The organism is Pseudomonas sp. N-1-13 (genome assembly GCF_057787095.1).
On record NZ_JBYNRI010000001.1, the window covers coordinates 358,415 to 374,954 of the forward strand.

The window sequence follows — 16,540 nt, forward strand, 5'->3', positions numbered from 1 at the left end:
GTGTCAGGCGGTGTACGAACGAAACGGTCGAAGCCACTGCATCTGTGGGGACAAGTTTTGCTCCCACAGATTGTTTGGCTGCCTGGTGCAAGCCGATCAATGCCGGTCGCAGCCCCTCATTCCTTGATCACGGGTAACAGGGATATCAATCCAGCTCAGCGCCAGCGGCGGAAAATCAACGAGGTGTTGACCCCGCCAAAAGCGAAGTTGTTGTTCATCACGTACTCGTTGCTCATGGACCTGAACTCATTGCACAGGTAGTCGAGCTTGCCGCACTGGGGATCGACCTCATCGAGGTTGAAGGTGTGCACGTAGAGATCGCGGTTCATCATTTCGATGCTGAACCACGATTCCAGCGCACCGCAGGCGCCGAGGGTATGACCGAGAAAGCTTTTCTGCGAACTGATGGGCATGTGCTCGCCAAACAGGCTGCTGGTGGCCAGGGTTTCGGCGATGTCGCCCTGTTCGGTGGCGGTGCCGTGGCCGTTGACGTAGCCGATGGCGGCAGGTTCCAGGCCCGCATCTTCCAGGGCCAGTTCCATGGCCCGGCGCATGGTGCTCAGTTCGGGACGGGTAGCGTGCTGACCGTCGGCGTTGCTGCCGAAGCCGACGATTTCGGCATGGATTCGCGCTCCTCGGGCCAGGGCGTGTTCCAGTTCTTCGAGTACCAGCATGCCGGCGCCTTCACCGATCACCAGGCCATCGCGGTCCTTGTCATAGGGCCGTGGGCTGGTCTGCGGGGCGTCGTTTTTCAGGCTGGTGGCGTACAGCGCATCGAAGACCATCGCTTCGGTCGGGCAGAGCTCTTCCGCGCCGCCGGCGAGCATCAGCGGCAGGCGACCGAATTTGATTGCCTCATAGGCATAGCCGATGCCATGGCTGCCGCTGGTGCAGGCGCTGGAGGTGGGGATCAGCCGTCCGGTAAGCCCGAAGAAGATACTGATATTGGCCGCCGTGGTGTGGGGCATCATCCGTACATAGGAGTTGGCGTTCAACCCTTCGGCCACGCTGTTGAGCAGCATGTTGCCGAACGCCTTGATCTCGTCGGTACTGCCGGTTGACGAACCACAGGAGACGCCCATGCGCCCGTCCTTGATCGACTCATCGCCCAACAGCCCCGCATCGGCCAGGGCCTGTTCGGCGGCGCCGACGGCCAGGCGCGATACCCGACCCATGCTGCGCAGTTGCTTGCGCGTCCAGTGGGTCGGGACCTGGAAATCATCGACAGGCCCGGCCAGGCGTGTATTCAGCTCGGTGAACCGGTCCCATTCATCCATGCGTCGTATGCCGCTGCGGTTGGCGGCGAAGTTGGCGGCGATGGTTTCCCAGTCGCTGCCCAGAGAGGTGATGCCGGCCATGCCGGTAACGACGACGCGCTTCATCAGCACAGGCCTCCGTTGACGGCCAGGACCTGCCGGGTGATGTAGCCGGCCTCGGCGGACATCAGGAAATTCACCGCGCTCGCGACTTCTTCCGGGGTACCCATGCGCTGGGCGGGGATCATTTTCATCAGTTCTTCCACGGGCACGTTTTCATCGAGCATGGCGGTATCGATCAGTCCGGGCGCGACGCAATTGACAGTGATCTTGCGCTTGCCCAACTCGATTGCCAACGCCTTTGCCGCGCCGATCAGGCCGGCTTTCGACGCGCTGTAATTGACCTGGCCGCGATTGCCGATCAGCCCCGAAACGGAGGTGATGCAAACAACTCGCCCAGCGGCGCGCCGACGGATCATCGGCATCATCACCGGGTGCAGGACGTTGTAGAAACCGTCCAGGTTGGTCCGCATCACCACATCCCAGTCGTCCTCGCTCAAGGCCGGGAATGCGCCGTCGCGGGTCAGGCCGGCGTTGAGCACCACGCCGTAATAGGCACCGTGGGTTTCAACATCCGCCTCGAGAATGGTTTTGCACGCGCTGCGGTCCGACACGTCGAATTGCAGCACCCGGGCATTGCGGCCCAGCGCCTGGATTTCGACCTGGACGGCCTCAGCCTCGGCGCGCCCGCTGCGGCAATGCAGCACGATGTCGTACCCGGCCTGGGCCAGGCGCAGGGCGATGGCACGGCCGATGCCACGGCTGGAGCCGGTGACCAGTACGGATTCAGTCATGGCGTATTTCCTGTTGCGGACGGTTCATGAAGGTAGTGGGCTGGCTGAGGTGGCCGGAACACATTCAAGCGGGCCATGGCATGAATGCCCGGGGCGTTGATGTGGCATTCGAACACGCCCATGCCGTTGTCGTCTTCCAGCGAGCGCAAACCGTGGATGGTCAATTCGGTCCCGGCCGGGAAAAATTCGACATTGCATTCGAACTTGCGGGTGCCGAGCAAAAAACCCAGCTCCACGGCGTCGCCGCGGCGGCGTGCATGACAACCGGCAAACGCGGCGACGCTCTGGGCCATCAATTCAATGCCGACCCAGGCCGGCAGCCCGCCGTCGTCGCGGCTGAACAACCCGTCGGGCTTGACAGTGGCGAGGGTGTGGATCTGTTCATCATCGAACGCCAGGACGCGGTCGATGAGAATCATGTCGCCGGCGTGGGGCAGGAGTTCGGCGAGCGGCCAGTCAATCATGGGGCGTCTCCGATAATCAGGCTGACGTTGTTGCCGCCGAAGGCGAACGAGTTGCTCATCAGGCGGCGCGGTGATGTCGGGTTCAGGCGGGTGTCGGTAGTGATCCACTTCAATGCCGGCAGTGCAGGATCGGCCTGGCCGTCCCAGACATGCGGCGGCAAGGCCTGGGCGGTGTTTTGCGTACTCAGGCTCAACCAGCAGAACGCCGCTTCCAGCGCCCCGGCGGCCCCGAGGGTATGGCCGGTCATGGGCTTGGTCGACGAACAGGGCACTCCCGCTGGAAACAGCCCGGCCACTGCCTGGCTTTCCATGGCGTCGTTGTGTTGCGTGGCGGTGCCGTGCAGGTTCAGGTAATCGATCTGGCCGGGTTGCAGGCCGGCGCGACGCAAGGCTTTTTCCATGGCCTGGCGAGCGCCGCGACCACTGGGCTCCGGCGCTGAAATATGGTGGGCATCGGAGCTGGCGCCGTCACCCAGCAAGGCGATCGGTGCCGGATGTCCCGGCGTCCTGCTCATGAGAAACAGCACCGCGGCCTCGCCGATGTTGATGCCGCTGCGGTTGACCGAAAACGGATTACAGCGCTCCCCCGATACCGCTTCCAGGGCCGAAAAGCCGTTGAGGGTCAGTTTGCACAGGCTGTCCACGCCGCCGCAGAGCACCGCATCGCACAGGCCCAGGTCGAGCAGGCGTCGGGCGCTCATCAAGGCCCGGGCGCTGGATGTGCAGGCGGTGGATATCACATAGGACGGGCCGCTCAGCTCCAGCCAGTCGCAAAGGAAGTTGGCCGGTGCGCTCAGCTCCTGTTGCTGGTAGTCGTAGCCGTCGGGGAAGTGCTGCTCACGCAGGTAATGGGCAATGCCCTGACTGGCTTCTTCGATGCCCGAGGTACTGGTGCCCAGCACGACACCGATGCGAGCGCGACCGTAGGTCTGGATGGCCTGATCGATCTCATCGCGAATCTGCATCCCCGCTTCGAGCAGCAACTGATTGTTGCGGCTGCGGTGCGCGATCAAAGATTGCGGTATGCAAGCGAGTTCACCGGGCACCGAGGCCACCGGCAATTTACGTTCGGCCACCCAGCCATCCTGCACGCGCACGCCGCCGCAGTCGCCGGCAAACAGGTTGCGCGCCACTTCATCTTTACCCCGGCCCAGGGCGCAAATTACCCCCAGGGCATTCAAATAAGCGGTCATGGGGTACTCTCGGTCAACGGCATGATGCGGTAGTGCGGGCCTTCGTGCAGGCCCAGTTCAAAATCCAGCGGTTGCTTGTAGCGCACTTGCCAGCGTTGGCCCAGGGTTCGTTGCCGAACCTCTTGCCGGGCGGTGGGGTAGTTGTCCGGCAGCTCGGTTTCAGGCGTCAGGGCAAACAACAGCGCGGCGAAAAGCTCACGGGCTTCGGCATTGGGTGGCAGCAGTCCGTCGGCTTGCCACTGGCCGTCCACCAGGCGTTGGCGGGCCAGGGGAATGCCCAGTGGGTCCAGCATCGACCAGCGGATACCGGCGCCTTCGCGCTGGATCACCAGCAGCCAATCCTGGCGCTGTCCGGCCAGTTGTCGCTCGATATGCAACTGCAGCGGCAGTGCCAGGGTTGGTGTGCGTTCCGGCAACGGCGCCTGACTGGCGCAGGCCCCGAGCAACAGCAAGCAGCCCAAAAGCAGCGCACGAATCATTCGACAGTCCCTTCAACGGGTTTACGGGCCACTACATTGATCAGGGTTTCCTCCCGCTCGCCAAAGGGCCGCGGGCGGCGCAGGCCGAAGCGTTCGAGAAGGCCGAAATCCCTGGCGCGGCTCCACCACAGATAGGGATACGAGACGTTGGCGGCTTCGAACTGGAAACCCTGATCGCGGATCATCTCCAGGTACTGCGCGGCACTTTTTTGCACGTGCATGGGATGACGGAACAGCCAGCGGATCACCCAGGTATCGATGTAGGCCGCCGTGGACTCCGCGAACATCAGATAGCCGCCGGGCTTGAGCACGCGATAGAACTCGGCGAGGGCTTTTTCCTGCTCCACCAGGTGATGAAAGGTTTGATGGCAGAACAGCAGGTCGACGCTGTCATCAGGCACCATCAACGTCGCGCAATCGCTGCCGACCAGTTCCACGGCGATGCCTTGGCGTGCGGCTTCCGCAAGACTCAGGTCCAGGCTGTGAGGGTCGGCGTCGACGCCGATCAGGCGTTGTGGCGCGAACACCTGGTGCAAGTATTGGAACGACTTGCCCTGGCCGCAACCGGCATCGAGCAGCACCGGAGCCACCGGCAACGGGCCGCTGAAAAGGTTGCGCAGGTCATTGATCGCCACCCGCAAGACATGGTGCTGCCAGGTGTGGCTGCGCAGGAACCAGAAGCCGAAGCGAGTCTCTTCGACGTAGTTGTCGCTCAGGTAGCTCATGGCTGCTTTCTCATGGTGCCGGGCTCGCACAGATTTCCGACAGCATGCGCAGGCGCCGCTTGGGTTCGCTGACGAACGGATTGCGCTCATCCCAGGCATAACCGGCGAGGATCGCGCTGATCATGCGGCGAATGTCTGGCGAGCCGTCGGTGTAGAAAATCACGTCCTGGAAGGTGCCGGCGTACCAGCCCTCGACGTAGCAGCGGAAGGTGTCGACGCCACGTTTGAGTGGCTCGGCGAATTCGCTTTGCCAGTCCACGCTTTCTCCTTGCAACTGCCGATGCAGCACCCCAGCGGCCATGCTGGCCGAGCGCATGGCGATGGTCACGCCGGAAGAGAACACCGGGTCGAGGAATTCCGCGGCGTTGCCCAGCAGGGCGAACCCGGGACCATGCAGTGTTTTGACATTGGCCGAATAGCCGCCAATGGTTCGCGCCGGGGTGTCCCATATCGCGTTGCTGAGTACACCGGCCAGGCTTGGTGTTTCGTCGATGAAGCCGCGCAGGCAAGCGTCAAGATCGTCAGTGCGACCGGCGAAATGTTCCGCCGCCGCGACCACGCCGACTGAACAGCGCCCGTCGCTGAACGGGATGGTCCAGAACCACACATCGCGTTGGGTCGGGTGAGTGGTGATAAGGATTTTTTCGCGGTCGAAGGTTGGGGCATCGATGCAATCTTCGATGTGGGTGAACACCGCCTGGCGCAGCGGAAAGTTCGAGGGCGCCTCAAGGTCCAGCAGGCGTGGCAAGACCCGGCCATAGCCGCTGGCGTCGAGGACGAAATCGGCCTCTACGAGGTACGCGCTGCCGTCTTCGCGCTGGACGCCCAGTTGTGGTTTGGCAAGTGAGAAGTCGGCGCCGGTGATGGCCTGTCCATAACGGATCTCGACACCTTGCAACGCCGCCTGATCGGCCAGCAGCTTGTCGAAGTCGGCGCGCTGCACCTGGAAGGTGGTGGGCTTGCCTTTGCTGAAGGTATCGCCGAAATCGAAGGCGCTGTAGCGCTCGCCCCAGGCGAACGCCGCGCCATTCTTGCGCTGAAACCCGGCGGCATTCACCGCGTCGAGCATGCCGGCCTCTTCGACGAAGTCCAGGCAATGGGACAACAGGCTTTCGCCGATGGAAAACCGTGGGAAATGCTGGCGCTCGATGACTAGCACATCGTGGCCCTTGCGCTTGAGCAGCGCGGCGGCGATAGCGCCAGAGGGACCTGCGCCGATGACGACGACCTGTCGACGTTCCATTTCAACTGTTGGCACTGGAGCTCCTGGCCGGGACGGCAATCGAGGGAATACGGTGGAAGCCGGCCAGGGCCGGCAGCAATGTCGCGATCAGGCCCATCAGCATCAGCGCAAAGTACACCGCCGGGCTGATGAGCTGTTGTTGTAGCAGCAGGTTGAGGAACACGATTTCACTCAAGCCGCGAATGTTCAGCAAGACACTTTCGCGCCAGCGACTGGCGCCAGGGAACGAGGCCCCGGCCCAGCCCAATCCCAGCCAGTTGCCCAGCAGTTTGCTGGCGATGGGTAACAGCAGCAATGCGCCGATCTGGAGCCAGTCGAGGCGACTCAGGGCGCTGTGGACGTTGATCTGCACGATGCCGAAGGTGAGGATCAGCGGGATCGCCAGGTAGGTCTGCAAACCTTGCATCCAGTTCGTGTTGAGCGGCAACACCAGCGGCACCTTGAGCGCGGCCATGCACAGCAGATAGCCGATGCCGACAATCAGCGCGTTGAGCCGGTAGTGTTCGGCCACCACCAGCAAGGCGAAAAAGATCCCGCTGTGCAGCAGCGGCTGGCGCAGGCCAAGCAGTCGCAACAGCAGCGGCACACAGGCACCGGCCAACGGCAGCAACAGGCTGGCCAGGTGCAGGCTGCCTTGGGCCAGGGCGAACAGGCTCCAGCAGATCAAGTCGATCAGAATCGCGGTTTGCACCAGGCGCCGTGTGGCGGCGGGCGGGTAGTCGATGTGACGCAGGTACAGGTACAGCACCGGGATGGCGGTGATCGCAAACAGCAGCCCCACCGCCAGGGAACTGATCCAGGGCTGGGGCGGTAGCAGCCAGAGCGCGGTCGCCAAACCGCAGGCGAATGGAACGCCGAAGCTGGGCAGGGCGACTTTCACGCTCTGGCGGTCCAGCCGCAGGTCGATCACGTCGCTGAGGATGTGCCCCAGCAACAGGGCGAAGGCGAGGCTGTAGAGACTGCTCAGCCACACCGGCGCCACCAGTTGCGCGCCGTTGAGCTGCCAGCCTGGTTCGATCCAGAAGTACATCAGCAACGGCAGGCCAAGCGTCGCCAACAGCAATTGGCTGACAATCGGGATCAGCCCGAAGCGACGGCCGATGACTGTCGCCACCGCGAACAGCCCCAGAGCCATGAGCCAGAACATCAGGATGATCACTGGGCCGGCTCCGTAACCGCTGCCGCGTGGGTCTGATGCCCGGCCCACGGCGCCAGCATGAAACTGAAGGCCAGCCCCAGGCTGACCGCCAGGCCGAAGTTGCTCACCGCTGGCGTGCTGGAAACTGCCAACAGGCCGAACGACAACCAGGTGGTGACTGCCGCCAGCAGGGTGCCCAGCAGGCTCACCGCGGCGCCGCCTATCTGTTCGCGCATCAGGATCGCGTAATCGACACCGATGGCGGTGACCAGCAACAGACCGAACAGGCCGAACAGGGTCAGTGGCTGGCCCAGCCAGCCGAGGCTCGCCAGGCTGCACAGCGCCGCCAGCAACGGTAGCGCGACGACACGAAGGGCGCCGCCGACACCGAACGGCCAGGTCAATAACAGCAGGATGAGCACGCAGGAGGCCAGTTTCAATTCGGCGGCGCTGACTTGCGTGGCGGCAAAGACCCGGTTCAGGTCCCCCAGGCGATCGACCAGTTGTACGCCGGGCAGATCCAGCGTCTGCACCCTGAGCAGCGCTGCATCATTCAAGCCTTGCAGGCTGACCACCGCCGCCACGCCCTCCGCCGTCGGGCCGAGCCAGAGTGTGCGGTACGGTTCGGCCAGGGGGCCGGCCAGTGCGGTATCGATGGCGGTCACCGGCAATGCCTGCAATTGCGTCAGTTCGGCTTGCAGTGCGGCGACCGGCACTCCCAGGTCCAGCAGCGGTTGCCAGAACGCCGGCAACCGGGCCAGGGCGTCACGCACTTTCTGCTGTTCGGCGGGCGGGCTGACCAGTTGGTTCAGCGACAGGTAGCCCTCCAGCTTCTCCAGGCCAATCAACTGCTCCAGCCGCTCGTTGAGCACCGTCTGACGTTCCAGCAGGTGTGACTGATTATCGGCGCGGATCAGGAAGAATTGGCTGGTGGGTTGGAAGCCGGTGATACGGGCGATGGCCTGGGCTTCGTCGGTCAACTGCTCAGGCGTGCCGATCCATTGGCGAATGTCGTTTTTCGTGGTCAGTTGCCAGAGGCCGCCGGCGCAGAAGATCAGCAAGAGCCCCAACAAGACCGGTGTTCGCACCCGCGCCAGCAACGCTTCACGCGCCCTGAGCAGGTGTTCGCACAGCCGCAGCGGCCACTGGGCCGGGTGTAAGTCCACGCCCTTGAGCAGTGCCGGCAAGAGGCAAACCGCTGTCAGGTAAGCACCGATCAAACCGGCGGCGGAAAAGATCGCGATCTGGGTCAGGGCCGGGAACGGCGTCCAGGCCAGGGCCAGGTAGCCGATGCAGGTGGTCGCCAGGCTCAGGCTCAGTCCCGGCAGGGTCAGGCGTAGGGCCGACCAACTGCGCCACGGTTTGAGGCTCCAGCTTTTGGACAGGTAGTGCAGCGGGTAATCCACCGCCACACCGATCAGGCTGGAACCCAGCACCAGGGTCATGACATGCATGCGACCGAACAGCGCCACGCAGGCCACCGTGCCGAACAGGATACCCACCAGTACCGGCACGAATGCCAGCCACGCTCGCAAGCGTCGGAAGGCCAGCAACAGCAACAGCAAAATGCCGATTGTCGCCCCGCCGCCCACCCAGGTGATTTCCCGCGAAGCCTGTTGTTGGCCACTGGCGGCGTACAGCAGGCCGCTGGCCGCCAGCAATTGCCCTTGGGCCAGGCCCGCCTGATCACGGCTGCGTTGCAGCAGGTCGGCCACTTGCAGCGGCAGGTCCATGTCGAAAGCGTTGCCATGGGTGCGGGCCCGCAGCATCACCCAGTTTTTGCCGTCGGCTTCGGCAATCAGCGCGCCGCTGCCCACGTCCAGCTGTATCGCACCGCGTTGGGGCTGGCTGTTCTGGATGCGCCCGGTCAGGCCCAGCCAGTCGTCCTGGCTCGGCACCAGGCTGAAGCCGCTGAACGGATCGAAGAGCGCCTGCACCCGTTGCTGGATGAAGGCCTGGGGCTGATCGATCAATTGTTGCCGATCCGCGGCCGAGAGCATTGCCAGTCGCCCCTTGAGCAATTGCGCGCGCAAGGCCGGCAGATCGGCTTGCAACGTCCACTGGACCTTGTCGAACAAACCGCTGGCTTGCCATTGCTCGCCAAGGGTTTGCGCCAAAGCGATCGCCTGTTGGCGCTCGGTGTGCCCGACCAGTAGTAGCACCTCGCGGTTGAGGGGTTCTTGCATGCGTTGTTCGGCGATGAGTTCAAGCGCATCAGGAGCGGTACCGGGCACCAGCTCCATGAGGTTGGCCGACAGCGGCGCGCCATTGCGCCACTGCCAACCGGCCAGCGCCATCACCGCCAACAGCAGAATCAGGAACAGTCGCGGCAGCTTGTGTTCACTCGGCAAAGTCATGTTGCTCCGCTTCGCTCAAGGCTTTCGCGCTGGTGCTGTTTTGCATGCGCAGCACGGTACGGTCACCCTGGGTTTCCAGCAGTTCGATACGCTGCACCAGTTCGCCGCCATCGATGTTGATCTGGTTGAAGATTTGTTTGAGCAGCACCGAGCGCGGGGTCAAGGTGAGCTTCCACTGCTGCGGTTGGCCCGACAGACTGAGGTCGAAGTCCCGTTGCAGGCCGCTGCTGTCGCCCTGTAACACCGCAAGGAACAAACGATTCTGCTCGGCGCCGGCACTCTTGTTCGGCAGTGTCTGCCAGGTGCCGCCATCGCGCCGGGCGATTCCCAGGGGGGTGATGCGGTAATCCTGCTGCAGCGGGGTTTGCAGCAGCCACAGCAGGCCATGGTTTTTTGCCAATACGAAACGGCCCTTGCTGGTGAGCGGCTGGGGCAGGGCGCGCAGGTGCTTTTCCTGGATGAACTGGCCGTGGATCACGTCCGGGCGCGCCAGTTGTTCGCTCAACTGTTGCAAGTCGAACGCCTGGGCAAAGGGCGCCAGGCCCCACAGCAGCAGCCAGATGAACAGGCGTTTCACGGTAGTTTCCTCTCGACGGCTTGGACAAAGACCCGCGGCGAGGCCAGCAGCATTTCGCGACTCGCGACGTCCACCGCCACTTGCACCGAGCTGGCGCGGGTCAGACGTTCACCCGTGGCTGCGTCGCTGATCAGGTAATTGATCTTCAGGCGGTTCTCCCATTCCACCAGGCTGGCGCGCACGGTCAGGGTCTGACCGAACACGGCGCTGCGCACGTAGCGCAGTTGCAGGTCGATCACCGGCCACGCATAGCCGGATGCGAGCATGTCGTTGTAGTTGTGGCCGATCAGGTCGAGCAAGGCGCAGCGGGCCACTTCCAGGTACTTGACGTAATGACCGTGCCAGACCACGTTCATCGAATCGACATCGAAAAACGGCACCACGATCTGCGTTTCTACGTGCAACACCCCTTGGCTACGCATGCAGCCTCCAGTGTTGTTCGGCGATGCGTTGCAGGCACAGGCGCAATTCGCCTTCCAGAGCGCGATCCTCGATGACTGGCGGGAAATCCACGGCCAGCTGTTCGTGCATGTCGGCCAAGGCCGGCGGCAGCGGTCGGGCATCTTCGGCACGGCTGCGCAGCCACACGCCCTGGTTGGCGGCCAGCAGCGTCGCGGCGGCCACTTGTTCGGTCAGTTCCAGCACGCGGATCGCATCCCGGGCAGCGATGGTGCCCATGCTCACTTTGTCCTGGTTGTGGCATTCGGTGGAGCGCGAGAACACGCTGGCCGGCATGGTGTTTTTCAAGGCTTCGGCGGTCCAGGCGCTGGTGCCGATCTGCACCGCCTTGAAGCCATGGTTGAGCATCGCTCGCTCGGCGCTGGCGCCGGACAGGTTGCTCGGCAAGCCGTGGTTGTAGCGTTCGTCGACCAATAGCGCGAGCTGGCGGTCCAGCAGATCGGCGACGTTGGCCACCAGGTTCTTGAGGCTGTCCATGGCAAAGGCGATATGCCCGCCGTAGAAATGCCCGCCGTGCAGTACGCGCTCGGCTTCGGCGTCGATGATCGGGTTGTCGTTGGCGCTGTTGAGCTCGATTTCGATGAATGAACGCAACCAGTTCAGACTGTCGGCCAGCACGCCGAGCACGTGGGGGGCGCAGCGCAGGGAGTAGCGATCCTGCAGGCGATGCAGCGGCGCGGTGGGGGCGTCGATCGCCAGGTCCTTGCGCAGCCACGCGGCCACTTGCATTTGCCCCGGATGCGGCTTGGCGGCGAACAGGCGCTCGTCGAAGTGCTCCGGGTTGCCTTGCAGCGCGACCACGTTCAGCGCGGTGATGCGGGTTGCCAGTTGCAACAGGTAGTCGGCGCGGGCGAAGGCCAGGCAGGCCAGGCCGGTCATCACGGCGGTGCCGTTCATCAGCGCGAGGGCTTCCTTGGGCCGCAGCACCAACGGAGTCCAACCGAGTTCGCGGTGCACATCGGCGGCCAGGCGGCGTTCGCCAGCGAACATCACTTCCCGCTCGCCGGAGAGGGTGGCGGCGACGTAGGACAGGGGCGTCAGGTCCCCGCTGGCGCCCACCGAGCCTTCTTCCGGAATCAGCGGCAGGATGTCATGTTCGAGAAAGGCCTGGAGTCGCTCCAGCAGTTCCACGCGCACCCCGGACACGCCGTGGCACAGCGACTGCAAGCGTGCCGCCAGCACGGCGCGGGTGGCCTGCGGATCCAGCAGTTTGCCCAGGCCGCAACCGTGGAACGTATACAAGTGACGGGGCAGGGCCTCGACGTGGTGCAACGGCACGGCCACCACGCAGGAGTCGCCGTAACCGGTGGTCACGCCGTAGATCACGCCTTCCTTGTCCAGCAAAGAGTCGAGGAATTGCGCACCCTTGGCGATGCGCTGGCGGAACGCCGGATCATCCTGCAACCGCGTCTGCACCTGACGATTGGCCAGGGCCAGTACGTCCTCGATGCGCAAGGGGCGTTCGCCGAAGGTTACCGGCTCAAGAGTGGGCATCGTCATCGGTCTTCCAGAAAGGGTAAAAGTTGAACCACTGTTGCGGTGCCTGGAGGCAATAGTGCGCCAGGCGCTGGGCGTAGAGGCCGGCCCAATGGGTGATGACCTGCTCGCGGTCGCTGCGTTTCCACACTACGGCCTCGGCGAAGGGTTCGAGGGTGACCCGATAGCGTCCCTCGTGCTTGAGGCACATCAGCAGGTTGATCGGGCATTTGAGCAGCCCGGCCAGCAGCCAGGGCCCTTGGGGAAATGCCGCCGGGCGACCCATGAAGTCCACGGTCACAGTGCGTGCGCCGTGCAGCGGTATGCGGTCGCCGGCTATCGCCAGCCACTCGCCGCGTTCCAGGCGTTCGCTCAGTTGCAGCATGATCACCGGGTCCAGCTCGCTGACCTGGATCAGCCGCAGATGCGTGGCGCCGGCTTCCCCCAGCAAACGATTGAACTGTTCGGCATGCTTGGTGTGCACCAGCACGTTCATGATCACTTTCTCGCCCAGCTCGGCCAGGGCCCGGCACATTTCCAGGTTGCCCAGGTGTGCGCCCACCAGCATCTGCCCACGGCCGTCGCGCAAGTGATTGCGCAGCAATGCCGGATCGACGATTTCGATCTGTTCCAGGCTCAGCTTGCCGTTCCAGACGTCGAGCTTGTCCAGCAGGGAGTCGGCAAACGCCATGAACTGCCCGAACACTCGCCAATGGCTTGGGCGCAGCTCGGTGCGGCCGCTCCAGTCGGCCAGGCGCTGCTGGTATTGCCAGGCTGCCTGCCGGGCGCTGCGGCCGAAAATGAAGAAGTACAGGACGATGCCGTAGAGCAACGGGCTCAATAAGCGGCGGCCCAACACCTTGGCGGCGAACGCGGTGAGTTTCATCAGCCAGAAACTGCCGCGCTCCTGGCGGTCGGCCCAGTGCTGCTTGTCTGTCTCAAGGCTCATGTTCGCCACCGTCGCCAGAGAATCAGGGGGGAGCGCACCAGCATGCCGAAGAACAACCGGGTGTGCATGCTGGAAATCAGTACGTTGTCGTGGAACAGGCGAAAGTGCGAAACCCCGTCCAAGGGGTAGTGAACCCGGGTACGCAACCAGCGCATCGGTTGATTGCGCCAGGCCAGGCGCACCAGGATGTCGGAGTCGAAATCCATGCGCTTGCCAATGTTCGCCGAATTGATCAGCGTCAGGACCGGTGGCAGGGGGTAGACCCGAAACCCGCACATCGAGTCGCGGATTTGCAGGGACAGGCTGTTGATCCAGACCATGACATGCGTCAGGTAGCGTGCATACAAGCGGCCTTTGGGCACACTCTCATCGTATTGGGGATAACCGCAGATCACCGCCTCCGGGTGAGCGCGGGATTGCTCGATGAAGTTCCTTACGTCGCCAAGATCGTGTTGCCCGTCGGCATCGACCTGCAGGGCGTGGCTGAAGCCCAGGCGCGACGCTTCCCGCAGACCGGTCATCACCGCGCCACCCTTGCCTTGATTGACCGCCAGCCTGACCAGATGAACCTGCTCGCCCTCGGCCAGTTGCTCCAATACCGCCGCGCAGGCCGGGCTGCTGGCGTCGTCCACCAGCACGCAGGGCAAGCCGTTGGCGAGCAGTGCCTGCACCACGGTCGCGACGGCGGTTTCGTGGTTGTAGACCGGGATGACGGCGCAGGGGTTATGCATAATTTCCGTCCTGCCCCATTCCATTGTGGCGAGGGGATTTATCCCCGCTCGAGTGCGAAGCGCTCGTCATCGGGCGGTGTCGTTGCGCAGCTTTTGTGGTTGCTTCGCAACCCAGCGGGGATAAATCCCCTCGCCACAACGGAGCGGTGTTTTTGCATGAATCAATCATCGGCCACCCCCAGGACAATCCGCCCACTCGAACAGGCCGCCGTGTCATTGCGATAAGCGAAGTACAGCTTGCCGCGCTCGCGGTCGAAACGCAGGTGCAGTTGGATTTCATCGCCGGGGCGCATCAGTTGCTGGAACTTCAGCACTTCCATGCCGACGAACCGCGGCGGCAGGTCCATCAGTTGTCGGCCCAGGCTCAAGGCCCAGTCGACCTGCACCACGCCGGGGAGGACCGGTGCGGTGGGAAAGTGGCCGCTGAAATACGCCAGGTCCGGGGGCACCAGCAGTTGCAGGCTCCATTGCCCGTCGGTTTCGACCTGTTCGAGCACTTGCGGGGCTTTGGGGCGCGCAGCCATCAGCAGGGCTTCGACTTCGGCCTGGGGCAGCTTGCCTTGGGCGTTGAGCGGCAACTGCCGCAGCCAGCGCCAGCGCCGAGGCAAGGCGAGGGTTTCGCAGTGTTCGCTCAAGTGACGGCGCAAGGCCTCGGTCACGGCGCGTCGACCCAGGTTGCGCAAGGCGTGCAGGCCGCTTTCGCTCAGCACCAGCAGCGCCCCGAGGGAGGCGCGATTTTCCTGGACCACCCCCAGTCGGGCTTCGCTGACCCAGTCGTGGGCGATCAACGCCTGTTCCAGCATGGGCAGGGAGATGCGTTTCTCTTCAAGCTTGACGATGCGATCCAGCCGCCCGAGCAGTTCGAAGCGTCCATCCCCGGCGATCCGCGCCGCGTCGGCGGTGTGTTCCACATGGCCGGCCGGCAGATAAGGCGAGGCGATCAGCAAGGCGCCGTCACTGTCCTGGCTCAGCTTTACGTCGGCGAAGGGCTGCCATAAGCCTGCGCCCTGACGCCAGGCGATGCCGCCGGTTTCCGAACTGCCAAAGATTTCCGTCGGCCATTGCCCCAGCCGCTGGTGCAGGCTTTGGGCGGCCTCGGTCGGCAAGGCACCACCGGAGGAGAATACCCGGCGTACGCAGCTCAAGGCTGGCCAGTCGAGGTTATCGCCCATGCGCTTGAGCAAGGCCGGGCTGGCGACCCAGGCAAAAGCCGGGTACTGACGGCTGGCGCGTTGCAGGTCTTCGGGAAAAGCCAGTTGCCGGCGCACGAATGTACGCCCGGCACACAGCGGCCACAGCACCCGAAACAGCAGGCCATAGATGTGCTGGGTGGCGACGCTGCCGATCACGCAGGCCGGGCCCAGGTCGGTGCCCCACAATTGTTCCAGGGCCTGGACTTCGTTGCTCAACTGACGCAGATTTTTCTCGATGCGCTTGGGCTCGCCGCTTGACCCTGAGGTGCACAGGCTCAGCCAGCACTGATCGAGGTCCAGTTCAGTGGCCTCAAGGGGGGCTTGTCGCAGGTCGTCGAGACGGATGTCCGTGGGTTGATCGGTCAACCACAGGTCGACGTCCGCCGACCAGCGCTGGCGGGTCTGGGCTTGCAGGTCGGCCGGGAGCAAGACGCTGGCCCCGGCGCGCCAGGCACCGAGCAGGGCCACCGCCAGGTCGGCGGCGTCTTCCAGGTGCACCGCTATGCGCCGTACGCCGCGGGCCTGCAGACCGGCGGCCAGGCCCAGCGCCGCGTCCCGCAGTTGCGAGTGGCTCAGCGCCGGGTCGACGGCCACAGCACGGTCCGGCTGGGCGCTGAGCAACATCTGCTCAAGTGTTATCCAATTCATGGGCGGCCTCTTACCCGTTGTCGTATAAGCCATTCAATGGCAAACAGCAGCCCCATCAATCCGTAGGAAATCAGGCCGGTGTACAACATCCACCAGCTCAGCGGCGCCCAGAGGGTCAGGGCGGCGGCGAGCAAGCCGTTACACAGGAAAAACACACTCCAGACCACCGTGACCTGGCGGGTATACACCACCGCGTTGGCCGGTAGCTGCGGTTCGCGCAGGCGCGCCAGGCGCTCGACCATCGGCGGACCGTATTTCAGGCTCAGGGCGAACAGCCCGAGCATGAAGGCGCTGATCAGCACCGGATACCAGCGCAGCAGGAGCGGGCTGTCGAACAGCGCGAGCAAAACACTGAAGGCAATTGCCGTAACCGCCATCCAGCGGCTGCCGGGCCCGCTTTTACCGAGCAATGCCCGGGCCAGCCACAGGCTACCCAGCAGCAGGCCGAACTGCCATGGGGCGAAATGCTCCATGCCGAAATACACCGCAAAGGGGTACAACAGGCCCACCAGCAGCAGGCCGAGGCCAATCAGCCGGGTCATGCGGCCGGTTGAACCAGTCGATAGACCGCCTCGACCACGTCGTTGACGGTGCGCACCGACTTGAACTCTTCGGCGGCGATCTTCTTGCCGGTCTGGCGCTTGATGTGGTCGATCAGGTCGACCGCGTCGATGCTGTCGATTTCCAGGTCCTGATACAGGTTCGACTCCAGCGTTACGCGCTCAGGGTCCAGCTCGAAAAGCTCGACCAGAGCATCGCGCAGGGTATTGAAAATGTCGTCACGAGTTTGCATGGTCC

17 protein-coding genes are annotated in these 16,540 nt (G+C 63.8%); all 17 read right to left on the reverse strand.

The window, feature by feature from the left end:
• Positions 1-155 precede the first annotated feature (155 nt).
• Positions 156-1,382, reverse strand: coding sequence for a beta-ketoacyl-ACP synthase (locus AC3I65_RS01645; RefSeq protein WP_047225953.1), 1,227 nt, complete (start codon positions 1,380-1,382; stop codon positions 156-158).
• A complete protein-coding gene (fabG, locus tag AC3I65_RS01650; RefSeq protein WP_281459617.1) occupies positions 1,382-2,110 on the reverse strand; it encodes a 3-oxoacyl-ACP reductase FabG in 729 nt (242 codons plus the stop codon). Before fabG ends, AC3I65_RS01645 begins: the two co-directional genes overlap by 1 nt.
• Positions 2,107-2,574 carry a hotdog family protein gene (locus AC3I65_RS01655; protein WP_092395582.1) on the reverse strand — a complete coding sequence of 156 codons (468 nt, stop codon included), beginning with the start codon at positions 2,572-2,574 and terminating at the stop codon, positions 2,107-2,109. The genes fabG and AC3I65_RS01655 overlap by 4 nt, the downstream gene beginning before the upstream one ends.
• The gene (locus AC3I65_RS01660; RefSeq protein WP_139048623.1) at positions 2,571-3,767 is read right to left on the reverse strand and encodes a beta-ketoacyl-[acyl-carrier-protein] synthase family protein; all 1,197 of its coding nucleotides are present in this window, start codon (positions 3,765-3,767) and stop codon (positions 2,571-2,573) included. The genes AC3I65_RS01655 and AC3I65_RS01660 overlap by 4 nt, the downstream gene beginning before the upstream one ends.
• Entirely contained in the window at positions 3,764-4,246 is a 483-nt protein-coding gene (locus AC3I65_RS01665; protein WP_488523419.1) for a DUF3261 domain-containing protein, read from the reverse strand. Before AC3I65_RS01665 ends, AC3I65_RS01660 begins: the two co-directional genes overlap by 4 nt.
• Positions 4,243-4,971, reverse strand: coding sequence for a class I SAM-dependent methyltransferase (locus AC3I65_RS01670; RefSeq protein WP_076382971.1), 729 nt, complete (start codon positions 4,969-4,971; stop codon positions 4,243-4,245). The genes AC3I65_RS01665 and AC3I65_RS01670 overlap by 4 nt, the downstream gene beginning before the upstream one ends.
• A gap of 10 nt (positions 4,972-4,981) precedes the next feature.
• Entirely contained in the window at positions 4,982-6,229 is a 1,248-nt protein-coding gene (locus AC3I65_RS01675; RefSeq protein WP_139048620.1) for an NAD(P)/FAD-dependent oxidoreductase, read from the reverse strand.
• Positions 6,216-7,361, reverse strand: coding sequence for a cation:proton antiporter (locus tag AC3I65_RS01680; RefSeq protein WP_488524296.1), 1,146 nt, complete (start codon positions 7,359-7,361; stop codon positions 6,216-6,218). Before AC3I65_RS01680 ends, AC3I65_RS01675 begins: the two co-directional genes overlap by 14 nt.
• 8 nt (positions 7,362-7,369) lie before the next feature.
• On the reverse strand, positions 7,370-9,709 hold the full coding sequence (locus AC3I65_RS01685; RefSeq protein ID WP_488523420.1) for an MMPL family transporter: 2,340 nt from the start codon (positions 9,707-9,709) through the stop codon (positions 7,370-7,372).
• Complete coding sequence (locus AC3I65_RS01690; protein WP_047225944.1) at positions 9,693-10,286, reverse strand: outer membrane lipoprotein carrier protein LolA; 594 nt, start codon at positions 10,284-10,286, stop codon at positions 9,693-9,695. Before AC3I65_RS01690 ends, AC3I65_RS01685 begins: the two co-directional genes overlap by 17 nt.
• Positions 10,283-10,708, reverse strand: coding sequence for an acyl-CoA thioesterase (locus tag AC3I65_RS01695; RefSeq protein WP_076382963.1), 426 nt, complete (start codon positions 10,706-10,708; stop codon positions 10,283-10,285). Before AC3I65_RS01695 ends, AC3I65_RS01690 begins: the two co-directional genes overlap by 4 nt.
• A complete protein-coding gene (locus AC3I65_RS01700) occupies positions 10,701-12,245 on the reverse strand; it encodes an HAL/PAL/TAL family ammonia-lyase (protein WP_047225942.1) in 1,545 nt (514 codons plus the stop codon). Before AC3I65_RS01700 ends, AC3I65_RS01695 begins: the two co-directional genes overlap by 8 nt.
• A complete protein-coding gene (locus AC3I65_RS01705; protein WP_281459614.1) occupies positions 12,226-13,170 on the reverse strand; it encodes a lysophospholipid acyltransferase family protein in 945 nt (314 codons plus the stop codon). The genes AC3I65_RS01700 and AC3I65_RS01705 overlap by 20 nt, the downstream gene beginning before the upstream one ends.
• A complete protein-coding gene (locus AC3I65_RS01710) occupies positions 13,167-13,901 on the reverse strand; it encodes a glycosyltransferase family 2 protein (protein ID WP_047225940.1) in 735 nt (244 codons plus the stop codon). The genes AC3I65_RS01705 and AC3I65_RS01710 overlap by 4 nt, the downstream gene beginning before the upstream one ends.
• 161 nt (positions 13,902-14,062) lie before the next feature.
• On the reverse strand, positions 14,063-15,742 hold the full coding sequence (locus AC3I65_RS01715; RefSeq protein WP_107321424.1) for an ApeI family dehydratase: 1,680 nt from the start codon (positions 15,740-15,742) through the stop codon (positions 14,063-14,065).
• On the reverse strand, positions 15,739-16,284 hold the full coding sequence (locus AC3I65_RS01720) for a COG4648 family protein (RefSeq protein ID WP_047225938.1): 546 nt from the start codon (positions 16,282-16,284) through the stop codon (positions 15,739-15,741). Before AC3I65_RS01720 ends, AC3I65_RS01715 begins: the two co-directional genes overlap by 4 nt.
• Positions 16,281-16,535 (reverse strand): acyl carrier protein, encoded by a 255-nt coding sequence (locus AC3I65_RS01725; RefSeq protein ID WP_030140951.1) that lies wholly within the window; start codon positions 16,533-16,535, stop codon positions 16,281-16,283. The genes AC3I65_RS01720 and AC3I65_RS01725 overlap by 4 nt, the downstream gene beginning before the upstream one ends.
• Between the last annotated feature and the right edge of the window lie 5 nt (positions 16,536-16,540).

Excerpts from the sequence above, each read along its gene's own strand:
- AC3I65_RS01655 (WP_092395582.1), bottom strand. The coding sequence starts at position 2,574 with ATGATTGACTGGCCGCTCGCCGAACTCCTGCCCCACGCCGGCGACATG.
- AC3I65_RS01725 (WP_030140951.1), bottom strand. The coding sequence starts at position 16,535 with ATGCAAACTCGTGACGACATTTTCAATACCCTGCGCGATGCTCTGGTC.
- AC3I65_RS01670 (WP_076382971.1), bottom strand. The coding sequence starts at position 4,971 with ATGAGCTACCTGAGCGACAACTACGTCGAAGAGACTCGCTTCGGCTTC.
- AC3I65_RS01720 (WP_047225938.1), bottom strand. The coding sequence starts at position 16,284 with ATGACCCGGCTGATTGGCCTCGGCCTGCTGCTGGTGGGCCTGTTGTAC.
- AC3I65_RS01715 (WP_107321424.1), bottom strand. The coding sequence starts at position 15,742 with ATGAATTGGATAACACTTGAGCAGATGTTGCTCAGCGCCCAGCCGGAC.
- AC3I65_RS01665 (WP_488523419.1), bottom strand. The coding sequence starts at position 4,246 with ATGATTCGTGCGCTGCTTTTGGGCTGCTTGCTGTTGCTCGGGGCCTGC.
- AC3I65_RS01705 (WP_281459614.1), bottom strand. The coding sequence starts at position 13,170 with ATGAGCCTTGAGACAGACAAGCAGCACTGGGCCGACCGCCAGGAGCGC.
- AC3I65_RS01660 (WP_139048623.1), bottom strand. The coding sequence starts at position 3,767 with ATGACCGCTTATTTGAATGCCCTGGGGGTAATTTGCGCCCTGGGCCGG.
- AC3I65_RS01685 (WP_488523420.1), bottom strand. The coding sequence starts at position 9,709 with ATGACTTTGCCGAGTGAACACAAGCTGCCGCGACTGTTCCTGATTCTG.
- AC3I65_RS01700 (WP_047225942.1), bottom strand. The coding sequence starts at position 12,245 with ATGACGATGCCCACTCTTGAGCCGGTAACCTTCGGCGAACGCCCCTTG.
- AC3I65_RS01680 (WP_488524296.1), bottom strand. The coding sequence starts at position 7,361 with ATGTTCTGGCTCATGGCTCTGGGGCTGTTCGCGGTGGCGACAGTCATC.
- AC3I65_RS01695 (WP_076382963.1), bottom strand. The coding sequence starts at position 10,708 with ATGCGTAGCCAAGGGGTGTTGCACGTAGAAACGCAGATCGTGGTGCCG.
- AC3I65_RS01645 (WP_047225953.1), bottom strand. The coding sequence starts at position 1,382 with ATGAAGCGCGTCGTCGTTACCGGCATGGCCGGCATCACCTCTCTGGGC.
- AC3I65_RS01710 (WP_047225940.1), bottom strand. The coding sequence starts at position 13,901 with ATGCATAACCCCTGCGCCGTCATCCCGGTCTACAACCACGAAACCGCC.
- fabG (WP_281459617.1), bottom strand. The coding sequence starts at position 2,110 with ATGACTGAATCCGTACTGGTCACCGGCTCCAGCCGTGGCATCGGCCGT.